Below are 25,070 nucleotides of genomic sequence, written 5' to 3' on the forward strand. Positions count from 1 at the left end.
GAACCCATAGGCATGAGTGGTATTGCGTACGGCCCGCGTCGTTCGCACCCGGAACCCGTCGAGGACCAGCGGTGTGCGACGCGCACCGGTCCGGTGGACACGTTGCCCTCCGCGCTGGAGGAGCCCCCGGCGGTCCAGGACGGGGAGGGTGGCCGGGCGGCGATCGAAAAGATCCTCACCGCGGTGCTGGCCGATGTCGTACGGACCGAGCAGGTGCCGGTCGACGGTCACTTCTTCGACGAACTGGGCGCCGACTCGCTGGTGATGGCGCACTTCTGCGCGCGGGTCAGGAAGCGGGCGGACCTGCCGTCGGTGTCGATGAAGGACGTCTATCGGCACCCGACGATCAGGAGCCTGGCGACGGCGCTCGCGGACGCCCCGCCCGCTTCCCCGACCGTGCCGTCGGCCGGGACGACCCCGGCCCCGGAGCCGTTCCCGGCATCGGACCGGCCCCCGCAGGGCACGCCACGTTACGTCCTGTGCGGCGCACTGCAACTCCTGGCCTTCCTCGGCTACTCCTGCCTCCTCGCCCTCATCGCCGGATGGGGCTACGAGTGGATCTCCGCCGGATCCGGCCTGTTCGACGTGTACCTGCGGTCCGTCCTGTTCGGCGGTGCCGCCTTCCTGAGCCTGTGTGCCCTGCCCGTCCTCGCGAAGTGGACGCTCATCGGACGGTGGAAGCCCCGGCAGATCCGCGTCTGGAGCCCTGCCTACGTCCGCTTCTGGATCGTCAAGACGCTGGTGCGGTCGGATCCACTGGTGCTGTTCAGCGGCTCGCCGCTCTATCTGCTCTATCTGAGGGCGCTGGGCGCGAAGGTCGGGCGCGGCGCGGTGGTGCTCTCCCGGAGCGCGCCCGTCTGCACCGACCTGCTGGCCATCGGCGACGGCACGGTCATCCGCAAGGACTCCTCCTTCGTCTGTTACCGGGCCCACGCCGGAGTGATCCAGACCGGCCCGGTCACCCTCGGGAGGAACGTCCTGGTCAGCGAGGCCACCGTGCTCGACATCGACACGTCGCTGGGCGACGGTGCCCAACTCGGCCACGCGTCCTCGCTGCACCGGGGGCAGACAGTGCCCGCCGGTGAGCACTGGCACGGATCTCCGGCCCAGCGCACCGACGTGGACTTCCAAACGGTGGGCGAGGCCCGCTGCGGCGCGCTGCGCAGGACGGCCCACAGCGTTCTGCAGATGCTGGTCGCACTCGTCGTGTACGTGCCGTTGGCGGTCGGTGGCCTGGCCGCGCTGTTCGCCGTGGTCCCGCGGCTCAGGACGGCTCTCGAGCCCGGACCCCTGGTCTTCTCCGACTGGACGTTCTACCGCGACGCCCTGGGGATCTCGTTCCTGTTCGTCTTCGGTGCGATTCCCGTCGGTCTCCTCGTCCTGGCCACCGTTCCCCGTCTGCTCGGCCTGACCATCACACCGGGCAAGGCCTACCGTCTGTACGGCTTCCATTACGCGGTGCACCGGACGATCACCCTCATGACCAACTGGCGGTTCCTGAAGCGTCTGTTCGGTGACAGCTCGGGCATCGTCCACTACCTGCGCTGTCTTGGTTACGACCTCTCCCGGGTCGAGCAGACCGGGTCGAACTTCGGCACGGAGATGAAGCACGAGACGCCGTTCCTGAGCTCCGTAGGGCGCGGGACGATGGTCGCCGACGGGCTGTCGATCATGAACGCCGAGTTCTCCAGTACGGCGTTCCGCGTGTCCCGGGCGTCGATCGGGCCGCGCAACTTCCTCGGCAACAGGATCGCGTACCCCGCACGGGGCAGGACGGGCGACAACTGTCTGCTCGGGACGAAGGTCATGGTGCCGGTCGACGGGGAGGTCCGCGAGGGCGTCGGGCTGCTGGGCTCGCCCAGCTTCGAGATTCCCCGGTCGGTCCTGCGGGACAGCAGGTTCGACCGGTTCCGGAGCCCCGAGGAGCTGCGGCGCGGCCTCGCCGCCAAGAACAGGCACAACGCCACCACCATGGGGTGGTTCCTGCTGACCCGGTGGATCTATGTCTTCTGTCTCACCCTGCTCACCGCGGGAGCCACGGAGCTCTACACCTCCTTCGGCGTGTCGGCGATCGCGCTGGCCGACGTCGTCGCCGTGGCGTTCACCGTCGTCTACTTCATCGTCCTCGAACGTGTCGTCACGGCGCTCCGCCCCCTGAGGCCACTGCTCTGCTCGATCTACGACCCACGCTTCTGGCAGCGCGAGCGCTACTGGAAGGTTCCGTCGGAGACGTACCTGCGGATGTTCAACGGCACCCCGTTCAAGAACGCGATCTGGCGGCTGCTGGGAGTCCGGATCGGCAGCAGGGTCTTCGACGACGGCTGCTACTTGACCGAACGGACCATGGCCGCCATCGGGGACGACTGCACGCTCAACGCGAAGAGCGTCATCCAGTGCCACTCGCAGGAGGACGGCACCTTCAAGTCCGACCGCAGCACGATCGGCTCCGGCTGCACCCTCGGGGTCGGCGCCTTCGTGCACTACGGCGTGACGTTGGGCGACGGCGCGGTGCTCGCCCCGGACTCCTTCCTCATGAAGGGCGAGGCCGTCCCCCCGGACGCCCGGTGGGGCGGGAATCCGGCCAGGCAGCTCCACTCGCCCGGCGAAGCCGAGGGGAGGTAGGCCCATGGGAACGTCCGTGGAGGCCGGCCGGGAGTTCTGGCGGGACGTGCTCACCGCCGGTGGGTCCACCGCACTCCCGCGATGGACCCTCGACCCGGTGAGCGGCATCGCCGAGCACGAGGCCCTGCTTCCCGAGGACCTGGTGGCCGCGGTGAGCCGCCTGTCGGACGATGCGGCGCCACCGCTTCGCTCGGTACTGCTGGCCGCGCACGCCAAGGTGCTCGCCGCTCTGTCCGGCGAGCGTGAGGTCACCACCGGTTACGTCGCCGAGCGGGGCGGCCGGCCGCTGCCCTGCCGGCTGACCACCGAACCCGACTCGTGGCGGACGCTGGTGCTGCGGACCCACCGGGCCGAGTCGGAGACGCTGGTGCACAAGGACTTCCCGGTCGACCGTCTCAGGCGTGAGCTGGGACTGCCGGCGCCCTCGACCGAGGCCGTGTTCGATCCGACCGGCGGCGGGGGCGAGCTCCCCGGGGACGCCGTGCTGCGGCTGGAGCTCCCACGCCGTGGCGGTCGGCGCTTCCTGCGGCTGCGGTATCGGACCGACGCGCTCGACGCGGACTGCGCCGCCAGGATCGTGGGCTACCACCTCACCGCGCTCAGGCTGATCGCCGCCGATCCGGACGCCGCGCACGGTCGGCAGAGCCTGCTCTCCGCCGAGGAGTACCGCTTCCAGATCGACGGACTCGCCGGGCGCCGCCGGGAGCTGCCCGGCCACCGCTGCCACGAACTGTTCGAGCAGCGTGTGCGCGTGCACCCGGAGGCCGTCGCGGCCCTGCGCGGCGACCAGCGGTGGACCTATCGGGAACTCAACGCGCGGGCCAACCGGCTGGGGCGAAGCCTGCTCGCGCGGAACCTGCGCCGCGAAGGCGTCGTCGCGGTGGTGACCGAGCGGAACCTGGACTGGGCGGCCGCCGTGCTCGCGGTCCTCAAGGCCGGTGGGGTGTACCTGCCCGTCGAGCCGCACTTCCCGGCCGAACGGATCGCGACCATGCTCTCCCGCGCCGGGTGCGATCTCGTGCTGACCGAGCCGGGCAGCACCGCGACGCTCGACGAGGCGCTCGACGCACTGCCCGCGGTCCGCACGGTCTCCGTCGACGAGGCGTACGCGGAGGGCCATCCGGACTCCGACCTCGGCGTCGACGTCACCCCGGACCAGCTCGCGTACATCTACTTCACCTCCGGCTCCACCGGCGAGCCCAAGGGAGCCATGTGCGAGCACGCGGGCCTGCTCAACCACCTCCACGCCAAGATCGACGACCTGGGGATCGGCGAGGGGCAGGTGGTCGCCCAGACCGCGCCCCAGTGCTTCGACATCTCGCTGTGGCAGTTGCTTTCCGCGCTGCTGGTGGGCGGGCGGACGCTGCTCGTGGAACAGAACGCCGTCCTGGACGTCCCGCGGTTCGTCGACACGATCGCCGACGGCGAGGTCCGCGTGCTCCAGGTCGTGCCGTCGTATCTCGACGCCGTCGTCGCCTGTCTGGAGCGGCACCCGCGCGAGCTGCCGCACCTGCGCTGCGTCTCGGTCACCGGTGAGGCGCTGAAGAAGGAACTCGCCGAGCGCTGGTTCGCGAGCGGAGCGAAGATCAGGCTCGTCAACGCGTACGGGCTGACGGAGACCTCGGACGACACCAACCACGAGATCATGGACCGGGCACCGGAGCGTGACCGGGTGCCGCTCGGGCCGCCCGTGAACAACGTGCGCGTCTACGTCGTGGACGAGCGGCTGGCGCCGGTTCCGCTGGGCGCTCCCGGCGAGCTCGTGTTCTCCGGGGTGTGCGTCGGCCGTGGGTACGTCAACGACCCCGAGCGCACGCGGCTCGCCTTCACCACCGATCCGCACCGCCCCGGCGAACGGCTCTACCGCAGCGGCGACCACGGCCGATGGCTTCCCGAAGGGAAGCTGGAGTTCCTCGGCCGCCGCGACACCCAGGTCAAGATCCGCGGCTTCCGGATCGAGATCGGCGAGGTCGAGAACGCCATGCTGCGCGTGCCCGGTGTCCGCGACGGGGCGGTGGTGGCGGTGCGGGGCGGGCGCCTGGTGGCCTTCTGCTCCGGTGGGCGCCCGCCGCGGGACGGACTCCTCAAGGACCGGCTGGGCGAATCGCTGCCCGCGTACATGATCCCGTCGGAGTTCCACTGGCGGGAGAGCCTGCCGGTGACCGCCAACGGCAAGGTCGACAGGAAGGCACTGACGGCACTCGCCGAGCGGCTCGCCGCCGTGGCCCCCGATCCGGGACCCGGCGGCACCGAGTCCGACGGGGCCGACAAGGACCGCGCGGAACGCGACGTGCCGCGCACGCCGACCGAGCGGCGGCTGGCCGCCGTGTGGGCCCAGGTGCTCGACATCCCGGAACGCGGCATCCGCAGGAACGACCACTTCTTCGACCGTGGCGGCACCTCCCTCGCGGCGGTGCGGCTCGCGATCTCCCTGGACCGCGCGGTGGACATCACGGACGTCACGCGCCACCCGGTCCTGGCCGACCTGGCCCGCACGGTCGAGAGGCACGCGCCCGCCCGGGGCGGCGCCGGCGGTGCCGAGCACCCCCGGACCGCCGCCTCCCTCCCGAACGGCAACCGAAAGGAGAGCCCGATGCCGTCCTCGATCCCCCTCTCGCTGCCCGCTGTCGACCTGCGGCCCGGCAAGCCCCCGATCCTGCGCGCCGACTCCGCCGGCGACACGGCGGGCTGGGCGGCCGAGCACCGGGACGCGCTGCGCGCCGTCGTCGCCGAACACGGTTCGGTCCTGGTCCGCGGCCTCGGTCTGCGAGACCGGGCCGAGACCGCCGTCGTCTTCCGGCAGCTGGCCGACGGCCTGATGACCGAGAAGGAGGCCTTCGCGTCCCGGCGGACCTACTCCGACGGCGTGTACTCCTCCTCGAAGTGGCCGCCGAACCAGCCGATGTGCATGCACCATGAACTCAGCTACACGCTGGAGTTCCCCGGCCTGCTGCTGTTCGCCTGCCTCGCTGCTCCCGACGCCGGCGGGGCGACCGCGCTGGCCGACGCGCCGACCGTGCTGAACGCGCTGCCCACCGAACTCGTCGAGCGGTTCCTGCGGGAGGGCTGGCTGCTCACCCGCAACTTCAACGACGAGATCGGAGCGTCCTTCGCCGACGCCTTCGGCACCGAGGACCGCGGCGCGGTCGAGAGCTACTGTCACGCGGCCGCGATCGCGTTCGAGTGGCAGCCCGACGGCGGACTGCGGACCTGGCAGCGTCGCAGCGCCGTGGTGCACCACCCGGTCACCGGTCGGAGCTGCTGGTTCAACCAGATCGCGTTCCTCAACGAGTGGACGCTGGACCCCGAGATACGCGAGTACCTGGTGGACGTCTACGGCGCCGACGGGCTGCCGTTCAACACCCGCTACGGGGACGGCGCACCGATCGGGGAGGACACCGTGCGGCTGCTGAACGACGTCTACCAGTCCCACACCGTGCGCGAGGCGTGGCAGACCGGCGATCTGATGCTGGTCGACAACATCCGCACCGCGCACAGCAGGGAGCCCTACGACGGGGCGCGCGAGGTGCTCGTCGCGATGACGGACCCGCGGCTTCTGGCCGACTGCTCGCCGACCGTGGAGGTGACGCTCGCATGACCGCGACAAGGATCATGACGCAGGAGTCCGCACAGGCCGGGCCGGTCACCGTGCCACCGTTCGCCGTGGTGTCGGGCGCCCAGGTCCAACAGGCGCTGCGGGGGCGCGAGAAGCAGATCGTGGAGTTGGTCGAGGCCACCTACCGGCTGCACAGCGCCGGTCGATCGGTGAATCCGCCCTCCGTGTTCCTGCGCTTCCCCGACCGCCCGTCGTCCCGGATCATCGCGCTGCCCGCGTCGATCGGCGGGGAGGATCGGGTGGACGGCGTGAAGTGGATCTCCAGCTTCCCGCAGAACGTGGCGGCCGGCATCCCGCGGGCGTCGGCGGTGCTCATCCTCAACGACCCCGACACCGGCTACCCGTTCGCCTGCATGGAAGCCTCGATCATCAGCGCCACGAGGACGGCCGCGTCGGCGGTGCTGGCGGCTGACCGGCTCAGCCGCGGCTGTCGGCGCCCCACGCGTGTCGGGTTCGTCGGAGCGGGCCTGATCGCCCGCTACATCCACACCTTCCTGGTGGGGACGGGCTGGTCGTTCGACGCCATCGGCGTGCACGACGTGTCCGCCGGCAGCGCGGCCGGGTTCCGCTGCTACCTGGAGCAGTCGGGCGCCCCCGGCTGGATCACCGTGCACGACAGTCCCGAACAGTTGATCCGCACCAGCGACCTGGTGGTCTTCGCCACCGTCGCCGGCCGGCCACACGTCCGCGATCTGTCGTGGTTCGCACACCGTCCGCTCGTGCTGCACGTGTCGCTGCGCGACCTGGCTCCGGAGATCGTGCTCGCCTCCACCAACATCGTCGACGACGTCGAGCACTGCCTGCGGGCCGAGACCTCGCTCCACCTCGCCGAACGCCTCACGGGCGGCCGCGCCTTCTTGACCGGGACGCTGGAGGACGTGCTGGCCGGACGGGTGACGCCGTCCGGGCACCGGACGGTGGTGTTCTCCCCCTTCGGCCTCGGAGTGCTCGACCTGGCGGTCGGCAAGTACGTCTACGACCAGGTGGCCGGCTCCGGGGAACTGCACGTCGTCGACGACTTCTTCCACGAGCTGCGCAGATACGGATGACCACCATCCGCCACCGGGCCGCATTTCACCTACGCGGAGGCCATCGTGTCCGTCATATCCGTTCCCTACACCTTCAACGAGGAGGATCTCTACGTCGACCTCGAGCAGGCACTCGGGCGCGGGATCTTCCTGAAGTGCGAGGGCTTCAACTTCGCCGGCTCGATCAAGCTGAAGCCCGCGAACCAGATGGTCGAGGCCGCCGAGCGGGCCGGGGTCCTGACACCGGAATCGGTCCTGCTGGAATCCTCGTCCGGCAACATGGGCGTGGCCCTCAGCATGATCGCGGCGAGCAAGGGCTACCGGTTCCTGTGCGCGACGGACTCCCGCTGCAATCTGTCGACCAGGTTGCTCATGGAGGCCCTGGGCGCCCATGTGCACGTGGTCACCGAGCCGAGCCCCGACGGCGGCTTCCTCGGTGCGCGGATCGAGTACGTCCGCGGGCTGTGCGCCTCGGACGACCGGTACGTATGGCTGAGCCAGTACACCAATCCGGACAACTGGAAGGCGCACTACCACGAGACGGCGCCGGCGATAGCCCGCTCGTTCCCGGAACTGGACGTGTTGTTCGTCGGGGCCGGCACCACCGGGACCCTGATGGGCTGCGCACGCTACTTCAAGGAGTGGCACCGGCCGGTCCGGATCGTCGCGGTGGACAGTGTCGGCTCGGTGACGTTCGGCGGTGCTCCGGGACGCCGGATGCTTCCCGGCCTGGGCATGAGCGTCCGGCCTCCCCTGCTCGACGAGTCCTTCGTCGACGAGGCGGTGCTCGTCGAGGAGGCGGACAGCATCATCGTCTGCCGCCGCCTGGCCCGACGCGGCTTTCTCTTCGGCGGCTCCACCGGCACCGTCGTCAGCGGCGCGATGCGCTGGCTGTCCCGGCACGACAGGCCCGGCCTCACCGCGGTGGCCATCGCCCCGGACCTCGGCGAGCGCTACCTCGAAACCGTCTACCAGGCCAACTGGGTACAGGCCCTCTACGGCGAGGAGGTGCTCGCCCCCGAGGGGACGTCCGACAGCACCACCGCGAACCGACGGCCACCCGGGCCCTGGACAGCCGATTCCCGCTCGCTGCCGGATGCGGACCACGGCCGGGCCCCGGAGACTGTGGAGAGGGGCAGGTGAACCCGGCATGGCAGGCCGGGACAGACACACAGGCGGGAGAGGGTGTGGCGAAGCGACAGCCCCCCGGGGCCCGGCCCATCGGCGCGTCCGAGACGGATCGTCTTCTGGTGTCCGTCGCCGCCGGCAGCCAGGAGGCCTTCGCCCGCCTGTACGACGCGGTCGCCGGCCCGATCTACGGAATCGCGTACCAGGTCCTGCAGGACCCGGCCCGTGCGGAAGAGGTCGCCCAGGAGGTCATGCTGGAGGTCTGGCAGACCGCCCCCCGCTACCGGCCCGAGAGCGGGCACGCCATGACCTGGATGATGACCATCGCCCACCATCGCGCCGTGGACAGCGTCCGTACCGCGCAGAGATCCGCGGAACGCGAGCGCGTCGTCTCACAGCGCGAACCGACACCCGCCTTCGACGACGTCGTGGAGGCGGTGGAGGCGCTCGGAGAACGCGAGCGGGTCCGCTCCTGCCTGAAGGAGCTCACTGTCGAGCTGCGGCAGCCGGTGCTGCTCGCTTACTACCGGGGCCTGACCCATACCGAGATCGCTTCGGCTCTCTCCCTGCCGCCGGGCACCGTCAAGAGCCGTCTGCGCAGGGCGCTGACCCGCCTGCGGCACTGTCTGGGGGCCCTGTGGTGACAACGAACGACGCGCACGACCTCGCCGGCGCCTATGCCGCGGGCGCCCTCGACCGGCGGGAGCGGGAGGCGTTCCGGCGGCATGTCGCCGACTGCCCCGACTGCGCCCACGAGACCGCCCGCCAGCAGGAGGCCGCGGCCTGGCTGGCCCTGGCGACAGCCCGCACCCCGCCGCCGCGTCTGAAGGAACGTGTCCTTGCCGAGGCGGCCCGGACCCCCCAGTTCACCACGGCGATCCCCGAGCAGGCGGATGAGCGCGGCGGCAGACGATCCCCGTCACGTCTGCTGCGGCTCGCGCTGGCCGCCAGCCTGGCCGGGGCCGTCACGTTCGGCGGTCTGGCGGCCTGGCAGCACCAGGAGACGCGGCAGGCGCGCCAGGAAGCCCGGAGCCACACCGCCGACGTCGCCCGACTCCTCTCGGCTCCCGACACCACCGTCGTCACGAAGGACGTCGCCTACGGCGGCTCCGGCGCCCTCGCGGTCTCACGCCGTCTGAACCAGGCCGCCTACTTCTGTCAGGACCTCGCTCACCTCCCCTCCGGAAGGACCTACCAGCTCTGGTACGCCGGCCCCGGCAGCGCGGTCCGCTCCGCCGGGCTCCTGCCGCCCATATCCGCCGTCCAGGCCGTGGCCCTCCCGCCCCCCGGCACCGCGGCCTCGCTCGCCATCACGGTCGAACCCAGCGCGGGCTCCTCCCGACCCACCACTCGTCCCCTCACCACGTGGCCCATGCCCTCGCGTGTGGCGCCACTGGCCGGGTGACCGTGATCGCGCTCAGCTGTCGAAGCCGAGCCCCAGCCGGTCCATGGTCCGCAGCCAGAGGTTGCGCCGGCCACCGTGCGCGTCCGCCCGGGCCAGCGACCACTTGGTGAGCGCGATCCCGGTCCAGGCGAACGGCTCGGGCGGGAAGGGCAGCGGCTTCCTGCGCACCATCTCCAGCTCGGTGCGCTCCGTGCGCTCCCCCGCCAACAGGTCCAGCATCACGTCGGCGCCGAAGCGGGTCGCGCCGACACCCAGGCCCGTGTAACCGGCCGCGTAGGCGACCCGGCCGTGGTGCGCGGTGCCGTAGAACGCCGAGAAGCGGGAGCAGGTGTCGATCGCGCCGCCCCACGCGTGCGTGAAGCGGACGCCCTCCAACTGCGGGAAGCAGGTGAAGAAGTGCCCGGCGAGCTTGGCGTACGTCTCGGGCCGGTCGTCGTACTCGGCGCGCACCCGGCCGCCGTAGGGGTAGACGGCGTCGTAGCCGCCCCACAGGATCCGGTTGTCGGCGGACAGGCGGAAGTAGTGGAACTGGTTCGCCGAGTCGCCGAGCCCCTGGCGGTTCTTCCAGCCGACGGACGCCAGCTGCTCGTCGCTCAGCGGCTCGGTCATCAGCGCGTAGTCGTAGACCGGGACGGTGTACGCGCGGACGCGTCTGACCAGGTTCGGGAAGATGTTGGTGCCGAGCGCGACCTTGCGAGCGCGGACCGAGCCGTACGGGGTGCCGACGGCCATCCCGGCGCCGTACGGCTTCAGGCTCAGCGCGGGCGTGTGCTCGTGGACGCGCACCCCGAGCCGGACGCACGCCTGCTTCAGTCCCCAGGCGAGCTTGGCGGGGTGGAGCATGGCCACGCCCCGCCGGTCGTACAGGCCCGCCTCGAAGGTGGGTGAGGCGACCTGTTCGCGGACCGCGTCGGCGTCCAGGAACTCCACGCCGTCGGCCAGGCCCCGGCGCTCCATCTCCTCGTACCAGTCGCGCAGTTCCCACGCCTGGTAGGTCTCGGTGGCGACGTCGATCTCGCCGGTGCGCTCGAAGTCGCAGTCGATGCCGTGCCGGGCGACGGCCTTCTCGATCTCGTCGAGGTTGCGGGCGCCCAGCTCCTGGAGCTTGTGGATCTCGTCCGGCCAGCGGGCGAGGCCGTTGGGCAGGCCGTGGGTGAGGGAGGCGGCGCAGAAGCCGCCGTTGCGGCCCGAGGCGGCCCAGCCCACCTCGCGGCCCTCCAGCAGGACGACATCCCGCCGCGGATCGCGCTCCTTGGCGAGGAGCGCGGTCCACAGCCCGCTGTAGCCGCCGCCGACGACCAGCAGGTCACAGGTCTCGGCGCCGGTGAGCGCGGGCTCGGGGCGGGGCTTGCCGGGGTCTTCGAGCCAGTACGGGACCGGCTGTGCGTCGGAAAGTGCTTTTGTCCAACGGTTCATGGCGCTTGGGGCCATGATTCCAACTCCCTACGATGCTTTTCTGCTGCGGCGGTTTCCGATGACCATGGAGGTCAGGACGAACAGCACGGCGAGCAGGAACATGGCCGTGCCGATGACGTTGATCTGGACGGGCGTTCCGCGCTGTGCCGAGCCCCAGACGAACATGGGGAAGGTGACGGTCGAGCCCGCGTTGAAATTGGTGATGATGAAATCGTCGAAGGACAACGCGAAGGCGAGCAGCGCGCCCGCGGCGATTCCGGGGGCCGCGATGGGCAGGGTGACCCGCAGGAACGTCTGCACCGGTCCGGCGTAGAGGTCCTGGGCGGCCTGCTCCAGCCGCGGATCCATCGACATCACGCGTGCCTTGACGGCCGTCACGACGAAGCTGAGGCAGAACATGATGTGCGCGATCAGGATCGTCCAGAATCCCAACTGAGCACCCAGATTGAGGAACAGGGTCAGCAGCGAGGCCCCCATGACGACCTCGGGCATGGCCATCGGCAGGAAGATCAGCGAGTTCACGGCGCTCCGCGCGCGGAAGCGGTAGCGGACCAGCGCGAAGGCGATCAGCGTGCCGAGGAGGGTGGCGCCGAGCGTCGCCCAGACCGCGATCTGGAGGCTGATCGACAACGAGCCGCACAGGTCGGCGACACCGCACGGGTCCTTCCAGGCGTCCAGGGAGAACCGCTGCCACTCGTAGTTGAAGCGCCCCTTCGGTTTGTTGAAGGAGAACACCGTGACGACGACGTTGGGCAGCAGGAGGTACGCGAGCGTGAGCAGTCCCGCGATGACGACGAGATTTCTCTTGAGCCAGTTGACGAAGGGCATCAGACCAGATCCTCCGTCCCGGACCTGCGGATGTAGAAGGTGACCATGAGGAGGATCGCGGCCATGAGGATGAAGGACAGTGCGGCCGCCGTCGGATAGTCGAGAATCCGCAGGAACTGCGTCTGGATGACGTTTCCGATCATGCGGGTGTCCGTGGAACCGAGGAGTTCGGCGTTGACGTAGTCGCCGGCCGCCGGGATGAAGGTCAGCAGCGTGCCGGAGACCACGCCCGGCATCGACAGCGGGAAGGTGACCTTGCGGAAGGTCGTGACCGGCCGCGCGTACAGGTCGCCCGCCGCCTCGTGCAGCCGCCCGTCGATCCGCTCCAGGGAGGTGTACAGCGGCAGGATCATGAACGGCAGGAAGTTGTACGTCAGCCCGCACACGACCGCGAGGGGCGTGGCCAGGACGCGGTCGCCGGCCGTCCAGCCGAGCCAGTCGGTGACGTCGAGGACGTGCAGGGTGTTGAGCGCGCCGACGACCGGGCCGCCGTCCGCGAGGATCGTCTTCCAGGCGAGGGTGCGGATCAGGAAGCTGGTGAAGAACGGCGCGATCACCAGGATCATGATCAGGTTGCGCCAGCGCCCCGCGCGGAAGGCGATCAGGTACGCCAGCGGGTAGCCGAGCACCAGGCACAGCACGGTCGCGGCGGCCGCGTAGGCGACCGAGCGCAGGAACTGCGGCCAGTACTCGCTCAGGGCGTCCCAGTAGGTCGCGACGTGCCAGGTGACCTTGTAGCCCTCCTCCAGGGAGCCCGTCTGCACGGACGTGGAGGCCTGGTAGATCATCGGTAGCGCGAAGAAGACCAGCAGCCAGAGGATGCCGGGCAGCAGCAGCCAGTACGGCGTCCAGCGGCCCCTGCGCCTGGGGGGTTTCGGCTCGGGTGCTTGTGGTGCGAGGGGCGGTGGCGCCTCGGTGAGGGTCGTCATCAGGCGGCCTCTTCCACGCCGGCTTCGATGTCCTGGGCCGCGTCCAGGCCGAAGGTGTGCGCCGGGTTCCAGTGCAGGACGACCTCGGCGCCGGGGACGAGCCGGGCGTCGCGGTCGATGTTCTGCGCGTAGACCTCGAACCCGGGGCAGACCGGGCTGTCGACGACGTACTGCGTGGAGACGCCGATGAAGCTGGAGTCGGCGATGCGGCCGGTGACGCGGTTGCGGCCCTCGGGTATCCCGCCCGCGTCGTCGCCGTGGGTGAGGGTGATCTTCTCGGGGCGTATGCCGACGAGCACCTTGCCGCCGGTCGTCGTCGGCGCCGAGCAGCGCGCCTCGGGCAGCACCAGCTTGCCGCCGCCCGCCTTCAGGACGATGTCGTCGCCGTTTCTGGTGTCGACCTCGGCCTCGATCAGGTTGGACGTGCCGAGGAAGTTGGCGACGAACGTGGTCCGCGGGTTCTCGTAGAGGTCGGTGGGCGAGCCGAGCTGTTCGACGCGGCCCGCGTTCATCACCGCGACCGTGTCGGCCATCGTCATGGCCTCCTCCTGGTCGTGCGTGACGTGCACGAAGGTGATGCCGACCTCGGTCTGGATGCGCTTGAGCTCCAGCTGCATCTGGCGGCGCAGCTTCAGGTCGAGGGCGCCGAGGGGCTCGTCGAGGAGGAGCACCTTGGGGTGGTTGATCAGCGCGCGGGCCACGGCGACGCGCTGCTGCTGGCCGCCGGAGAGCTGGTGCGGCTTCTTGCGGGCCTGCTCACCGAGCTGGACGAGCTCCAGCATGTCCTCGACCTGCTTCTTCACGCTCTTGATGCCGCGCCGGCGCAGACCGAAGGCGACGTTCTCGAAGATGTCGAGGTGCGGGAAGAGGGCGTAGGACTGGAAGACCGTGTTCACCGGCCGCTTGTACGGCGGGAGTACCGTGACGTCCTGGTCGCCGAGGTGGACGGTGCCGGAGGAAGGTTCCTCCAGGCCCGCGATCATCCGCAGGGTGGTGGTCTTGCCGCAGCCGGAGGCGCCGAGCAGGGCGAAGAAGGATCCCTGCGGCACGGTCAGGTCGAGCGGGTGCACGGCGGTGAAGGAGCCGTAGGTCTTGCTGATCCCGGAGAGGCGGACGTCGCCGCCGCTGTTGGTCGTCTTCATCGTCGTCACGCCCCAGTGAGCTTCGCGAACTTCGCCTCGTAGGCCGTCTCTTCCTGCGCGCTCAGGGAGCGGAAGGCGTGGGACTTCGCCTGCATGGCCTTGTCGGGGATGATCAGCGGGTTGTTCGCCGCATCCTCGTCGATCTTCGCAAGCTCGGCCTTCACGCCGTCGACGGGACAGACGTAGTTGATGTAGGCGGCGAGCTCGGCGGCCGGACGCGGCTCGTAGTAGTAGTCCATGAGCCGTTCGGCGTTCGTCTTGTGGCGGGCCTTGTTGGGGATCAGCATGTTGTCGCTGGACGTCAGGTAGCCGCTGTCGGGGATGACGAAGTCGACGTCGGGGCTGTCCGCCTTGAGCTGCACGACGTCACCGGCCCAGGCGACACAGGCGGCCAGGTCGCCCTTGGCGAGGTCGGACGTGTAGTCGTTGCCGGTGAAGCGGCGTATCTGGCCGTTGTCGACGCCCTTCTGGAGGCGGGCGATCGCGGCGTCGTAGTCGTCGTCGTCGAACTTCTCGGGGGCCTTGCCCATGTCGAGCAGGGTCATGCCCACGGTGTCGCGCATCTCGGTGAGGAAGCCGACGCGGCCCTTGAGCTTGGGGTTGTCGAGCAGGTCGGAGACCGACCTCACCTCGACGCCGTCGAGGGCCTTCTTGTTGAACGCGATGACCGTGGAGATGCCCTGCCAGGGGTACGAGTAGGCGCGGCCCGGGTCCCAGTCGGGGCTGCGGAACTGCTGGGACAGGTTGGCGAAGGCGTGCGGCAGCAGGGACGCGTCCAGTTTCTGGACCCAGCCCAGTCGGATCAGCCGGGCGGCCAGCCAGTCGGTGAGGACGATGATGTCGCGGCCGGTGTCCTGGCCCGCGGCGAGCTGCGGCTTGATCTTGCCGAAGAAGTCGCCGTTGTCGTTGATGTCCTCGGTGTACTTGACCTTGATGCCGGTGCGCTCGGTGAAGGCGTCCAGCGTGGGGTGGTGCTTGCCGCTGTCGTCGACGTCCATGTACTCGGTCCAGTTGGAGAAGGTGATCGTCTTCTCCTTCGCCGAGTGGTCCTCGGCGGACGTGCCGCCCTCGCTCTTGCCGGCCGCGGGAATCCCGCAGGCGCTCAGCGTGCCCAGGCCGCCCAGTGCCAGCGCTCCGCCCGCGGAGGCGCGCAGCAGCGAACGGCGGGTCATGGCGGCCCGGCCGTCGCGGAAGCTGCGCCTGACGGCGGCCACTTGGGCCGGGGACAGGCGGTCGGGCTCGTACTGCTCCATGCGCGTGGTTGCCCTTTCGAGGGTGCGGCCGTGGTCGGCGGCCTGTCGCTGCGGTCGGTGCTTATCGGTCCCCGAAGACGGTGCGGTGCCAGTCCTTGCGGACCACCGCGGTGTTGTCGAACATGACGTGCTTGATCTGGGTGTACTCCTCGAAGGAGTACGCGGACATGTCCTTGCCGAAGCCGGACGCCTTGTACCCGCCGTGGGGCATCTCGCTGATGATCGGGATGTGGTCGTTGACCCACACGCAGCCCGCCTTGATCTCGCGGGTGGCGCGGTTCGCGCGGTAGACGTCCCGGCTCCACGCGGAGGCCGCGAGGCCGTACGGGGTGTCGTTGGCGAGGCGGATGCCCTCGTCGTCGGTGTCGAAGGGCAGGACGACGAGGACGGGGCCGAAGATCTCGGACCGGACGACCTCACCGTGCTGGGGCGCGTCGGCGATGAGCGTCGGCCGGTAGTACGCGCCGTTCGCGAGGTCACCGCCCGGGGCCTCGCCGCCGGTGACCACGCGCGCGTAGGCACGCGCGCGGTCGACGAAGGCGGCGACCCGGTCGCGCTGGGCGTGCGAGACCAGGGGGCCGAGGTCGGTGCCGTCGGCGAAGGGGTCGCCGAGCCGGACGGTCTCCATGAGGGCCGCCGTCCCTTCGACGAACGCCTCGTAGAGGGGCCGCTGCACGTACGCGCGCGTGGCGGCCGTGCAGTCCTGGCCGGTGTTGATGAGCGCGCCGGCGACCGCGCCGTGGACGGCCGCGTCGAGGTCGGCGTCGTCGAAGACCACGAAGGGTGCCTTGCCGCCCAGCTCCAGGTGGAGGCGCTTGACGGTGGCGGTGGCGATCTCCGCGACCCGCTTGCCGACGGCGGTGGAGCCGGTGAAGGACGTCATCGCCACGTCGGGGTGACCGACCAGGTGCTCCCCGGCCTCCCGCCCCGTGCCGGTGACGATGTTGATCACGCCGTCCGGGATGCCGGCGTCGGTGGCGGCCCGGGCGAACAGCAGCGAGGTGAGCGGGGTGAGCTCGGCGGGCTTCAGCACGATGGTGTTGCCCGCCGCGATAGCCGGGAGGATCTTCCAGGCGGCCATCTGCAAGGGGTAGTTCCAGGGCGCGATGGAGCCCACGACACCGATCGGCTCGCGGCGCACATAAGAGGTGTGGTCGCCGGAGTACTCGCCCGCGGACTGCCCCTGGAGGTGCCGGGCCGCGCCCGCGAAGAACGCGGTGTTATCGATCGTGCCGGGCACGTCGAACTCGCGGGTCAGCTTCAGCGGCTTGCCGCACTGGAGCGACTCGGCCCGCGCGAAGTCCTCGGCACGGTCGGCGAGGACCGCGGCGAAACGGTGCAGGGCGTCGGAGCGCTCGCCCGGCGTGGCCCCCGCCCAGTCCGGGAACGCCTCGCGCGCGGCGGCCACGGCCGCGTCGACGTCGTCGGCGCCCGCGAGGTCGTAGGTGAGGACCTCCTCGCCGGTGGCCGGATCGACCACGGTGTGGGTGTGCCCGGAGGTGCCCTTCGTCAGGCGGCCCGCGATGTACTGCGCGCCGTCCGCGAAACGCTCCTGGGCGGGAAATCGGTCCGGGGTGGCGGTGCCCGGGTTCTGCATGTCGCTCTCCTCCGCCGCCGCCCAGTCCCGGGGGCGGGTGACGTAGCTCCAGCTCGATTTGAGTGCCGATCCTGACAGAGCTGTGCCACTGCAACAAGGGATTCCGTTGTTGCCTTTTGGTTACGCGACGGAATCTGTCGACCAGGTGTCGAGTCGACACGGAAAAGAAGGGACGGATTGTCAGTGGTGCGTGCCAGACTCGCCGCCATGGGAAAGATCGATTCTTGGGACACCCTCCTGGAGGAGGTCCGCGCGGGGGCGAGGGTCAAGTACCTCCACTTCTGGGGACACCGGCCGCGGCCCGACGGGCGGGTGGGAGCGAGCTGCCTGAGCCAGTGGTGGCCGTCGCCGTTCACGGTGGACGGGGTGGAGTACGCGACGGCGGAGCACTGGATGATGGCCTCCAAGGCGCGGCTGTTCGGGGACGCCGATGCAGAGCGGAAGGCCGTCGCCGCCACGAGCCCGGCGGTCGCCAAGAAGGCCGGGCGGCTGGTGCGGGGCTTCGACGAGTCCGTGTGGGAGCGGGAGCGGTTCGGGATCGTCGTCGAGGGCAGCGTCCACAAGTTCGCCGCGCACGCGGACCTGCGGGAGTTCCTGCTGGGTACGGGCGGCCGGGTGCTGGTCGAGGCCAGTCCGCTGGACCGGGTGTGGGGCATCGGGCTCGCCGCGGACGACGAGCGGGCCGCGCACCCCGAGCACTGGCGGGGTCCGAACCTGCTGGGATTCGCGCTGATGGAGGCGCGGGAGCGGCTGCGGGACGGGGTGGCATGAGAAAGGGCCGGCCCATGGGCCGGCCCTTTCTCATGTGACGTTCTGCCTCAGGCCATGCTCATGAAGCTCGCGAAGAGCAGCAGCCCCAGCAGCGGCAGGATCACCGTGGCCACGATGCCGCAGACGAGCCCCGCGGTCGCCGCGCCCTTGTTGGTCGCCTCCCCGCGGTTGGCCTTCCCGCGCCCGATCGCGCCGAAGATGATCGCCAGGATCCCGAGGACGACCCCGAAGAACCACAGGAAGAAGGTCACGCTGCACACCACGCCGATGATGCCCAGCACCAGTCCGGTTGTCCCCATGCCGTTGCTCGGCTGCGGCTGCATCCCGTAGCCGGGCGCCTGCGGGTAGCCCACCGGAGGCGCGGCCGGGTACGACGGGCCCGGGTTCGGGTAGCCGTATCCCGGCGTGGGCTGCTGGCCGGGCTGCGGGTAGGCGTATCCCCCCGCCGGCGGCTGGGACGGCGGCCCGAACCCACCGGCGCCGGGATTGGTGTCAGACATGAACTGCTCTCCCCTCGTTGACAGTCAAGCATCGTAGTGGCCCAGCTCACCTCGGGGGAAAGCGTTTGAGGGAGCCGGCGAAGGTACTCAGCGGTACGCGGGCGCGGACACCGACACGGCGGGCTGGAAGGCGCCGTAGTAGTCATCGTCGTCGTAGTTCGACTCGTCGTTGATCGCGGCCGTGATCCCGATCGCCAGCAGGACGATCACGACGACGCCGAGGACGATGCCGATGACGCCCATGATCAGACCCGCCTGGGCCTGGCCGTGGTTGGTGGCCTCGCCGCGCTCGGCCTTGCGGCGGCCCTTCACCCCGAAGACCACGGCGAGGATGCCGAGCACGACCGAGACCACGCCGTACAGGCAGAACAGGCAGCAGGCCAGGATGCCCAGCACCATCGCCGCGAGGCCCATGCCGTTCTGCGGCGCCATCGGCATCCCGGACCAGCCGTAACCCTGCGGGTAGCCGGGGTAGCCGTATCCGCCGGAGGTGCCGGGACCGGCGGGGGCGATGGGCGGGGGCGGCACGCCGGGGCCGGGGCCGCCGACGGGAGGCGTCGCACCGGGCGGGGGGTAGCCGGGCGGGGCGTAGTTCGCCGAGGTGGGGCCGGGGGCGGCGAAGCCGTCGGCCGGCAGGGCGGCCATCGTCGCCTGGTCGTGCACGGACGGCGGCTGCGGGGCGGACGGCTGGGGGGCGCCGGGCGTCTCCTTGCTCAGGGACGGCCTGCTCTCGGGCGGCGCCCAGGGGTCGTGACCGCCTCCGGCATCCCCGCCCGGCTGCGCTGAGTCTGTCATGTTCCGTCCCCCTCGGTCGATCGTCCCGCCATGCTACGGCCTCACCGCACACGCTCGAATGCCTGGTCCCACCGCACCTCACCACCCGGGACGGCCGCACCTCACTGCTCGGGACGACCGCGCCGCACCGCGAGGTTCCACCACCGCCACCGCATCCCTGCGCCCTTTCGCCCCCGGCCTACGATGACCCTGCAAACCGATCAGCCGATCACCCGCGCCGCACCGCACAGGTGCCCGGCGCCCTGCCCGGGGAGGCACCCTTGACCGAGCATCTCGTCGACCCTCAGACCCCGCGTGACCTGAACGCCTTCATCGCCGGACTGCCGAAGGCCGAACTGCACGTCCACCACGTGGGCTCCGCCTCCCCCCGCATCGTCGCCGAACTCGCCGCCCGCCACCCCGACTCCAAGGTCCCCACCGACCCCGAGGCCCTGGTCGACTACTTCACCTTCACGGACTTCGCCCACTTCATCGACGTCTACCTGTCCGTCGTCGACCTGATCCGCACCCCCGAGGACGTGCGGCTGCTGACCTACGAGGTGGCCCGGGACCTGGCCCGCCAGCAGGTGCGGTACGCGGAGCTGACCATCACCCCGTTCTCCTCCACCCGGCGCGGTATCGACGAGGCGGCCTTCATGGACGCGATCGAGGACGCGCGCAAGGCGGCCGAGTCGGAGTTCGGGACCGTGCTGCGCTGGTGCTTCGACATCCCCGGCGAGGCCGGTCTGGAGGCCGCCGAGGAGACGACCCGGCTCGCCACCGACGACCGCCTGCGCCCCGAGGGGCTGGTCTCCTTCGGGCTGGGCGGCCCCGAGATCGGCGTACCGCGCCCGCAGTTCAAGCCGTACTTCGACCGGGCCATCGCGGCGGGGCTGCGTTCGGTGCCGCACGCGGGCGAGACCACCGGGCCGGAGACGGTGTGGGACGCCCTCACCCACCTGCGGGCCGAGCGCATCGGGCACGGCACGAGCTCCGCGCGGGACGAGAAGCTCCTCGCGCACCTCGCCGAGCACCGCATCGCGCTGGAGGTGTGCCCGACCTCCAACATCGCCACCCGCGCGGTCCGCTCCCTCGACGAGCACCCGATCAAGGAGTTCACGCGCGCCGGGATCCTTGTCACGATCAACTCCGACGACCCGCCGATGTTCGGCACCGACCTCAACAACGAGTACGCGGTCGCGGCCCGCCTCCTCGGCCTCGACGAGCGGGGCCTGGCGGACCTCGCCGGCAACGCGGTGGAGGCGTCCTTCCTCGACGCGGCCGGCAAGTCCCGTATCCGGGACGAGATCGAGACGTACACCTCCGGATGGCTCGCGTCCTGACCACCACCAGAATGGGGGCCATGCAGAACGTGACTGCCGTGGCCCATCGCGGCGACCCCTACCGCGTCCGTGAGAACACCCTCGCCTCGCTGCGTTCCGCGCTCGAACGGGGCGCGGACGCGGTCGAGATCGACGTACGGCTCACCCGGGACGGTGTCCCCGTGCTGCTGCACGACGCGACGCTGAAGCGGCTGTGGGAGCGGGACCGTCCGCTGCTGTCGCTGTCTGCGACCGAGGTGCGCGAGCTGACGGAGGGCGGGGTGCCGACGCTGGCGGATGCGCTGGCGGCGACCGACGGCAGCCGGGTGATGCTCGACCTGCCGGGCACGCCGGACGTGCGGGCCGCCCGCCGGGTCGTGGACGTCGTCCGTGAGAGCGGCGCGCAGGACCGCGTGTACTACTGCGCCGGCGCCCCCGCGATGCTCGCCGTCCGCGCCGCCGACCCCGCCGCCGAGATCGCCCTCACCTGGACGACACTGGCCCCGCCGCGCCCCGCCCTGCTCGCCGCGGTACGGCCCCGCTGGCTCAACTACCGCTTCACCCTGGTCGACCGCGCCCTCACTGAACGCGTCCACCACGACGGCCACCTCCTCTCCGTCTGGACCCCGGACACCCGCCGCTCCCTGCGCCGCCTGCTGGACATGGGCGTCGACTCGATCACGACCAACCGTGTCGACGCGCTCCTGGCGTTGCGGGCCGGCGGGAGGTGACGGCCGCCCAGGGCCGCTACACGCGTGAGCCCTGAGGCACCGTCGCCGGGTCGGCCGGGGTCGCGCGGGTGACGTACTGGGGCACGGGGGTGTCGTCGTCGCCGGTGTCGCGGACGAGGCCGTAGCGCCTGGCGCCCTCGGGGGGACCGGTCAGCACGTCCTGCTCCACCCTGTCCCAGGTCGTGGGGAAGACGCTCAGGCCGTAGTCGGCGCCCCGTTCGTTGACGGTGAGGGTGACGCTGCCGTCGACGTAGAAGTACTCGTTCTGCCACATCTGCTGGGTGCCGGGGGGCGGGACGGCGTAGCCGACGGTCGCGTTGCCCATGCCGGTGGCGGAGGGGTCGGTGCTGCTGACGGGGTCGTCCATGCGGCGGCCGCCGCCCGAGGCCACGTGGAAGAGTTTGCCCTTCAGCCCGGTCCAGGTCGGCATGGCGAGGGCGCCGGCCCGGTACTGCGGCGAGATCTGCCAGCGGACGAGGACATAGCCCTTGCCGCTGAGCGTCACGCTGTCGCCGCGGTGGTTCATGGTGGCGTGCGCGCCGCCGGTGCTGGTGACGCCGGTCTCCGGCCGGTGCGGCAGGGCCGCGGGCTTGGCATTCGGGTCGGGTGCCTGGTCGACGGCGTCGACGACAGTGCCGTAGACGTCGGCCTTCTTCGACGGCGACGCGGACGGCGACTGCGAGGGGGACGGTGACGCCGAGGGCTTGGGCGGCGGGGCGGCGGGCGATGACGTGGCCGGGCGGACCGGGGAAGCCGTGGGCGAGGCGGCGACGCGGGGCGGCGGATCGTCCGGGGTCTGTACGACGACGTAGGCGCCGCCCGCCACGATGGTGGCGCCCGCGGTCATCGCCACGGCCGGCTTGGTCAGCGCGCCCAGCACCTTGACGGACCAGCCGGCCGAGGCGCCTACCGCGGTGGCGGCCGCTGCCGTCTTGCCGCCGAAGGCCAGCGCGAGGGCGAAGCCGACCGGCACGGGGACCAGCGCGATGCCGACGAGGAGCCGCTCGGCCGGTACGACCGACTCGCGCGTGTCCCCGCAGTAGCCGCAGCCCCGGATGTGCCGGGCCAGCCGCTTGCGCCACACCGAGTCGGGCCGTCCGTTCCAGCGGGCGGTCAGCTCGCGCAGGTCGGGGCAGGCGCCGTCCAGGGCACGCACGATGCCGCGGGAGGTCTCCAGGCGTTCCTTCATGCGCTGCACGCGCACGGCGGCGTGCTGCCTGCTGATCCCGACGGCCGCGGCGAGCTCGCGCCGGGTGAGTTCGCCCGCGACCTCCAGCCACCACAGCGACAACAGCTGCCGGTCCTCGTCGTCCAGCCAGCGCACCGCCTCCGCGACCTCGCGCCGCTGCCCCTCCAACTGGAGCCGCAGTACGGTGAGTTCGGCGAAGTCGGCGGCCTCCCGAGCCCCGGAGTCCGCCAGCCGGTCGGGCGTCCTGCGGCGGGCCCGGTCCCGGATCTGCCGCATGGCGATCGCGACCAGCCAGGAGCGGAAGCTGTCCGGGTCGCGCAGCGAACCGAGGTTGTCGACGGCCCGCAGCATCGTCTCCTGGACGACGTCGTCGACGTCCGCGTGGCCGTTCAGGGCCCGTCCGACGATGTTGTAGACGAGCGGGAGCCAGCCCTCGACCAGCTCGTCCAGCGCCTGCCGGTCGCCGGCCTGCGCGGCGGCGATGGTCGAGCGCCAGGCTTGCGTGTCCACGGGGCCCTCTCGGTGGCTGGTGCGGTGGCCGATGTCCCTACTTTTCTGCACGCACCCTCTCAGGCCGACCTGGGATGTTGGCTATGTCCGGCATCACAGTGAGGAGACGGGGTGAAGGCCGCGCTGATAACACTTTTTCGCACCCGTAGGGGTTGTCCCTGACAACTCCCTTGCTGCACACGGCATTTGATCGGGGCTCCCCCAGGGGCGGGCGCCCTACTCGGCGACGATCCGCACGGCGGCGTACGGCCCGAGGATGATCACGGTTCCTCCACCGACCTCCTCAGGAGCAGTTGATGCGCACCCGCAGCCGCACCACCGTCCTCGCCGCCTCCCTCGTCCTCGCCCTCGCGGCGGGCCCGCTCGCCGCCCCCGCGTTCGCCGCGCCCGCGTCGCCCCGGGCCGCCGCCCAGGGCGGGGACGCGCAGGGCGCGGACGCACTGGACCGCGAGGCCCTGCGCACCGCGCTGAAGGGGCTGCCGGACAAGGACGCGACCGCGGCCCTCGTCCGGGTCGGCGGCACCGGCGGCCGCTGGCAGGGCAGTGCGGGCGTGCACGATCTGGAGAGCGGCCGCCCGGCCGACCCCGACGCGCGCTTCCGGGCCGGCTCGACGACGAAGGTGGTGACGGCGGCCGTCGTCCTGCAGCTCGCCGCGGAGCGCCGGGTCGACCTGAACGCGCCGGTCCAGCGGTATCTCCCCGGCCTGCTCGGCGAGGACTTCCAGCCGGTCACGGTACGGCAGCTGCTGAACCACACCAGCGGCATCCAGCCCGGGGACGGCCTTGGGGACTCCTTCGAGGAGCTGTACGAGCACCGCTTCGATCACCAGACCCCGCAGGAGGTCGTGGCCTCCGCGGCGGCGAAGGGCCCGGAGTTCGCCCCGGGGGCCCAGCAGCACTACCTCAACATCAACTACACGATCCTGGGCCTGCTGATCGAGAAGGTGACCGGCCACTCGTACGCCTCGGAGGCCGCCTGGCGCGTCTTCCGTCCCGCCGGAATGCACCACACCTACTTCCCCGGCACCGATGCCCGCATCCGCGGCCCGCACAACCGCGGGTACCAGGCGGTGCAGCGCCCCGACGGCACGACCGAGTTCCTCGACGTGACCGACTGGATCCCCGCCGACGAGGCGGCGGGCGGCATGATCTCCACGACCGCCGATCTGGAGCGGCTGCTGACGCACCTGTTCCGCGGCGACCTCGTGCCCGGGCCCCAGCTGCGCGAGATGTTCACGCTCCCCCCGAACATCAAGGGAGCGACGATGACCGCCGGACTGATGCGCTACGAGTACAAGGGCACGGTCTACTGGCTCAAGACCGGCGCCCGCTACGGCTACAGCACCATGCTCGGCGCCACCCGCGACCTGAGCCGGACCCTCGTCTACTCCGTCAACTCCACGGACGCGAAGGGCGAGGGCATGAACCCGGTGGCGGAGCGGATCGCCCAGGCTGCGCTCAATTGACATGCTCCTCGTCCTGAAGGACGAGGATTCTGGCCCTTCTCCACCGGTTGCTGTGCCGCTACGCGGCACAGTTTCCGGTCTGGAATCCGTGGCTTCCTGTTTCTTCGCGCTGTGCCGGGATCGCTCCTGGTCTTACCGGCGCTCCGCAGGCCGATACCGCCAGTCCGGCGGCCTTCTTCATGTTGATCGCGGCGTTGGTGTCACGGTCGTGGACGGTGCCGCAGGCGCTACAGGTCCATTCCCGGACGTTCAGGGGTTTGGGTCCGTCCTTGACGCCGCAGGTGGAGCAGGTCTGGGAGGTAGGTGTGAACCGACCGACCTTCACCAAAGTGCGGCCGTACCGCTCTGCCTTGTACTCCAGCATGCTGATGAACGATGACCATCCGGCATCGTGCACGGACTTGGCCAGCTTCGTGCGGGCCAGTCCCGCCACCGACAGGTCCTCCACAGCGATCCCTTGGTTCTCGGAGATCAGCCTCGTGGACAGCTGGTGGTGGAACTCACGGCGGGCATCGCCGGCCTTGGCGTGGGCGCGGGCGACCTTGAGACGGGCCTTGGCCCGGTTCTTTGATCCCTTCTGCTTGCGGGACAGTTCCTTGTGGGCCTTCTTCAGTTTCTTCTCCGCGCGCCGCAAAAAGCGCGGAGAGTCGATCTTCGTGCCGTCGGAAAGGACTGCGAAGTGGGTCAGGCCGGTGTCGGTGACGAAGGAGGCGAAGAACCGGCCTGCGGCGTCTTTGATGACAGTGACGGAGGTGGGGGCGGCGGGCAGGGTGCGGGACCACTTCACCTTCACCGCGCCGATCTTCGGCAGGTTCAGACGGCCACTTCTGGTGATGTTCCAGC

20 protein-coding genes are annotated in these 25,070 nt (G+C 70.8%); 10 read left to right on the forward strand and 10 right to left on the reverse strand.

Features of this window, described 5'->3' with window-relative positions; translation table 11 throughout:
* Nucleotides 1–12 precede the first annotated feature (12 nt).
* From ACGFNV_RS41980 to ACGFNV_RS42005, 6 genes are all read left to right on the forward strand, one after another.
* The gene (locus ACGFNV_RS41980) at nt 13–2,622 is read left to right on the forward strand and encodes a Pls/PosA family non-ribosomal peptide synthetase (protein ID WP_393630359.1); all 2,610 of its coding nucleotides are present in this window, start codon (nt 13–15) and stop codon (nt 2,620–2,622) included.
* Between the two features lie 4 nt (nt 2,623–2,626).
* Complete coding sequence (locus ACGFNV_RS41985; protein ID WP_393630360.1) at nt 2,627–6,220, forward strand: amino acid adenylation domain-containing protein; 3,594 nt, start codon at nt 2,627–2,629, stop codon at nt 6,218–6,220.
* The gene (sbnB, locus tag ACGFNV_RS41990) at nt 6,217–7,287 is read left to right on the forward strand and encodes a 2,3-diaminopropionate biosynthesis protein SbnB (protein ID WP_393630362.1); all 1,071 of its coding nucleotides are present in this window, start codon (nt 6,217–6,219) and stop codon (nt 7,285–7,287) included. The genes ACGFNV_RS41985 and sbnB overlap by 4 nt, the downstream gene beginning before the upstream one ends.
* A gap of 45 nt (nt 7,288–7,332) precedes the next feature.
* Complete coding sequence (gene sbnA, locus ACGFNV_RS41995; RefSeq protein WP_393630364.1) at nt 7,333–8,409, forward strand: 2,3-diaminopropionate biosynthesis protein SbnA; 1,077 nt, start codon at nt 7,333–7,335, stop codon at nt 8,407–8,409.
* A gap of 107 nt (nt 8,410–8,516) precedes the next feature.
* A complete protein-coding gene (locus ACGFNV_RS42000) occupies nt 8,517–9,038 on the forward strand; it encodes a sigma-70 family RNA polymerase sigma factor (protein ID WP_393630366.1) in 522 nt (173 codons plus the stop codon).
* Nucleotides 9,035–9,799 (forward strand): anti-sigma factor domain-containing protein, encoded by a 765-nt coding sequence (locus ACGFNV_RS42005; protein ID WP_393630368.1) that lies wholly within the window; start codon nt 9,035–9,037, stop codon nt 9,797–9,799. Before ACGFNV_RS42000 ends, ACGFNV_RS42005 begins: the two co-directional genes overlap by 4 nt.
* Nucleotides 9,800–9,811: 12 nt before the next feature.
* Here the strand turns inward: ACGFNV_RS42005 and ACGFNV_RS42010 are convergent, their stop codons facing one another.
* From ACGFNV_RS42010 to ACGFNV_RS42035, 6 genes are all read right to left on the reverse strand, one after another.
* Complete coding sequence (locus tag ACGFNV_RS42010) at nt 9,812–11,230, reverse strand: NAD(P)/FAD-dependent oxidoreductase (RefSeq protein ID WP_393630369.1); 1,419 nt, start codon at nt 11,228–11,230, stop codon at nt 9,812–9,814.
* Between the two features lie 12 nt (nt 11,231–11,242).
* Nucleotides 11,243–12,043 (reverse strand): ABC transporter permease, encoded by an 801-nt coding sequence (locus ACGFNV_RS42015; RefSeq protein ID WP_393630371.1) that lies wholly within the window; start codon nt 12,041–12,043, stop codon nt 11,243–11,245.
* On the reverse strand, nt 12,043–12,972 hold the full coding sequence (locus ACGFNV_RS42020; RefSeq protein ID WP_393630373.1) for an ABC transporter permease: 930 nt from the start codon (nt 12,970–12,972) through the stop codon (nt 12,043–12,045). Before ACGFNV_RS42020 ends, ACGFNV_RS42015 begins: the two co-directional genes overlap by 1 nt.
* Nucleotides 12,972–14,114 carry an ABC transporter ATP-binding protein gene (locus ACGFNV_RS42025; protein WP_393630375.1) on the reverse strand — a complete coding sequence of 381 codons (1,143 nt, stop codon included), beginning with the start codon at nt 14,112–14,114 and terminating at the stop codon, nt 12,972–12,974. The genes ACGFNV_RS42020 and ACGFNV_RS42025 overlap by 1 nt, the downstream gene beginning before the upstream one ends.
* A gap of 5 nt (nt 14,115–14,119) precedes the next feature.
* Nucleotides 14,120–15,367, reverse strand: coding sequence for a spermidine/putrescine ABC transporter substrate-binding protein (locus ACGFNV_RS42030; RefSeq protein ID WP_393630377.1), 1,248 nt, complete (start codon nt 15,365–15,367; stop codon nt 14,120–14,122).
* A 61-nt stretch (nt 15,368–15,428) separates the two neighbouring features.
* Entirely contained in the window at nt 15,429–16,964 is a 1,536-nt protein-coding gene (locus tag ACGFNV_RS42035) for a gamma-aminobutyraldehyde dehydrogenase (protein WP_393630379.1), read from the reverse strand.
* A 207-nt stretch (nt 16,965–17,171) separates the two neighbouring features.
* Here ACGFNV_RS42035 and ACGFNV_RS42040 point away from each other — a divergent pair, with 207 nt between their 5' ends.
* Nucleotides 17,172–17,735 (forward strand): NADAR family protein, encoded by a 564-nt coding sequence (locus tag ACGFNV_RS42040; protein WP_393630381.1) that lies wholly within the window; start codon nt 17,172–17,174, stop codon nt 17,733–17,735.
* Nucleotides 17,736–17,782: 47 nt separating this feature from the next.
* Here the strand turns inward: ACGFNV_RS42040 and ACGFNV_RS42045 are convergent, their stop codons facing one another.
* On the reverse strand, nt 17,783–18,235 hold the full coding sequence (locus tag ACGFNV_RS42045; RefSeq protein WP_393630383.1) for a DUF4190 domain-containing protein: 453 nt from the start codon (nt 18,233–18,235) through the stop codon (nt 17,783–17,785).
* Nucleotides 18,236–18,322: 87 nt separating this feature from the next.
* On the reverse strand, nt 18,323–19,030 hold the full coding sequence (locus ACGFNV_RS42050) for a DUF4190 domain-containing protein (RefSeq protein WP_393630385.1): 708 nt from the start codon (nt 19,028–19,030) through the stop codon (nt 18,323–18,325).
* Between the two features lie 230 nt (nt 19,031–19,260).
* Here ACGFNV_RS42050 and ACGFNV_RS42055 point away from each other — a divergent pair, with 230 nt between their 5' ends.
* Both ACGFNV_RS42055 and ACGFNV_RS42060 read left to right on the forward strand, forming a co-directional pair.
* Complete coding sequence (locus tag ACGFNV_RS42055; RefSeq protein ID WP_393630387.1) at nt 19,261–20,352, forward strand: adenosine deaminase; 1,092 nt, start codon at nt 19,261–19,263, stop codon at nt 20,350–20,352.
* 20 nt (nt 20,353–20,372) lie between these two features.
* Complete coding sequence (locus tag ACGFNV_RS42060) at nt 20,373–21,062, forward strand: glycerophosphodiester phosphodiesterase (RefSeq protein WP_393630388.1); 690 nt, start codon at nt 20,373–20,375, stop codon at nt 21,060–21,062.
* Between the two features lie 16 nt (nt 21,063–21,078).
* Here the strand turns inward: ACGFNV_RS42060 and ACGFNV_RS42065 are convergent, their stop codons facing one another.
* The gene (locus ACGFNV_RS42065) at nt 21,079–22,761 is read right to left on the reverse strand and encodes an RNA polymerase sigma factor (RefSeq protein WP_393630390.1); all 1,683 of its coding nucleotides are present in this window, start codon (nt 22,759–22,761) and stop codon (nt 21,079–21,081) included.
* A 296-nt stretch (nt 22,762–23,057) separates the two neighbouring features.
* On the opposite strand from ACGFNV_RS42065, the gene ACGFNV_RS42070 reads away from it, so the two are divergent.
* Complete coding sequence (locus ACGFNV_RS42070; protein WP_393630391.1) at nt 23,058–24,227, forward strand: serine hydrolase domain-containing protein; 1,170 nt, start codon at nt 23,058–23,060, stop codon at nt 24,225–24,227.
* A gap of 58 nt (nt 24,228–24,285) precedes the next feature.
* Here ACGFNV_RS42070 and ACGFNV_RS42075 read toward each other — a convergent pair.
* Nucleotides 24,286–25,070 (reverse strand): RNA-guided endonuclease InsQ/TnpB family protein (locus tag ACGFNV_RS42075; protein ID WP_393630393.1); only part of this gene is annotated, 785 nt, incomplete at its 5' end.

This window comes from Streptomyces sp. NPDC048751, assembly GCF_043198595.1.
Taxonomy (GTDB): Bacteria; Actinomycetota; Actinomycetes; order Streptomycetales; family Streptomycetaceae; genus Streptomyces.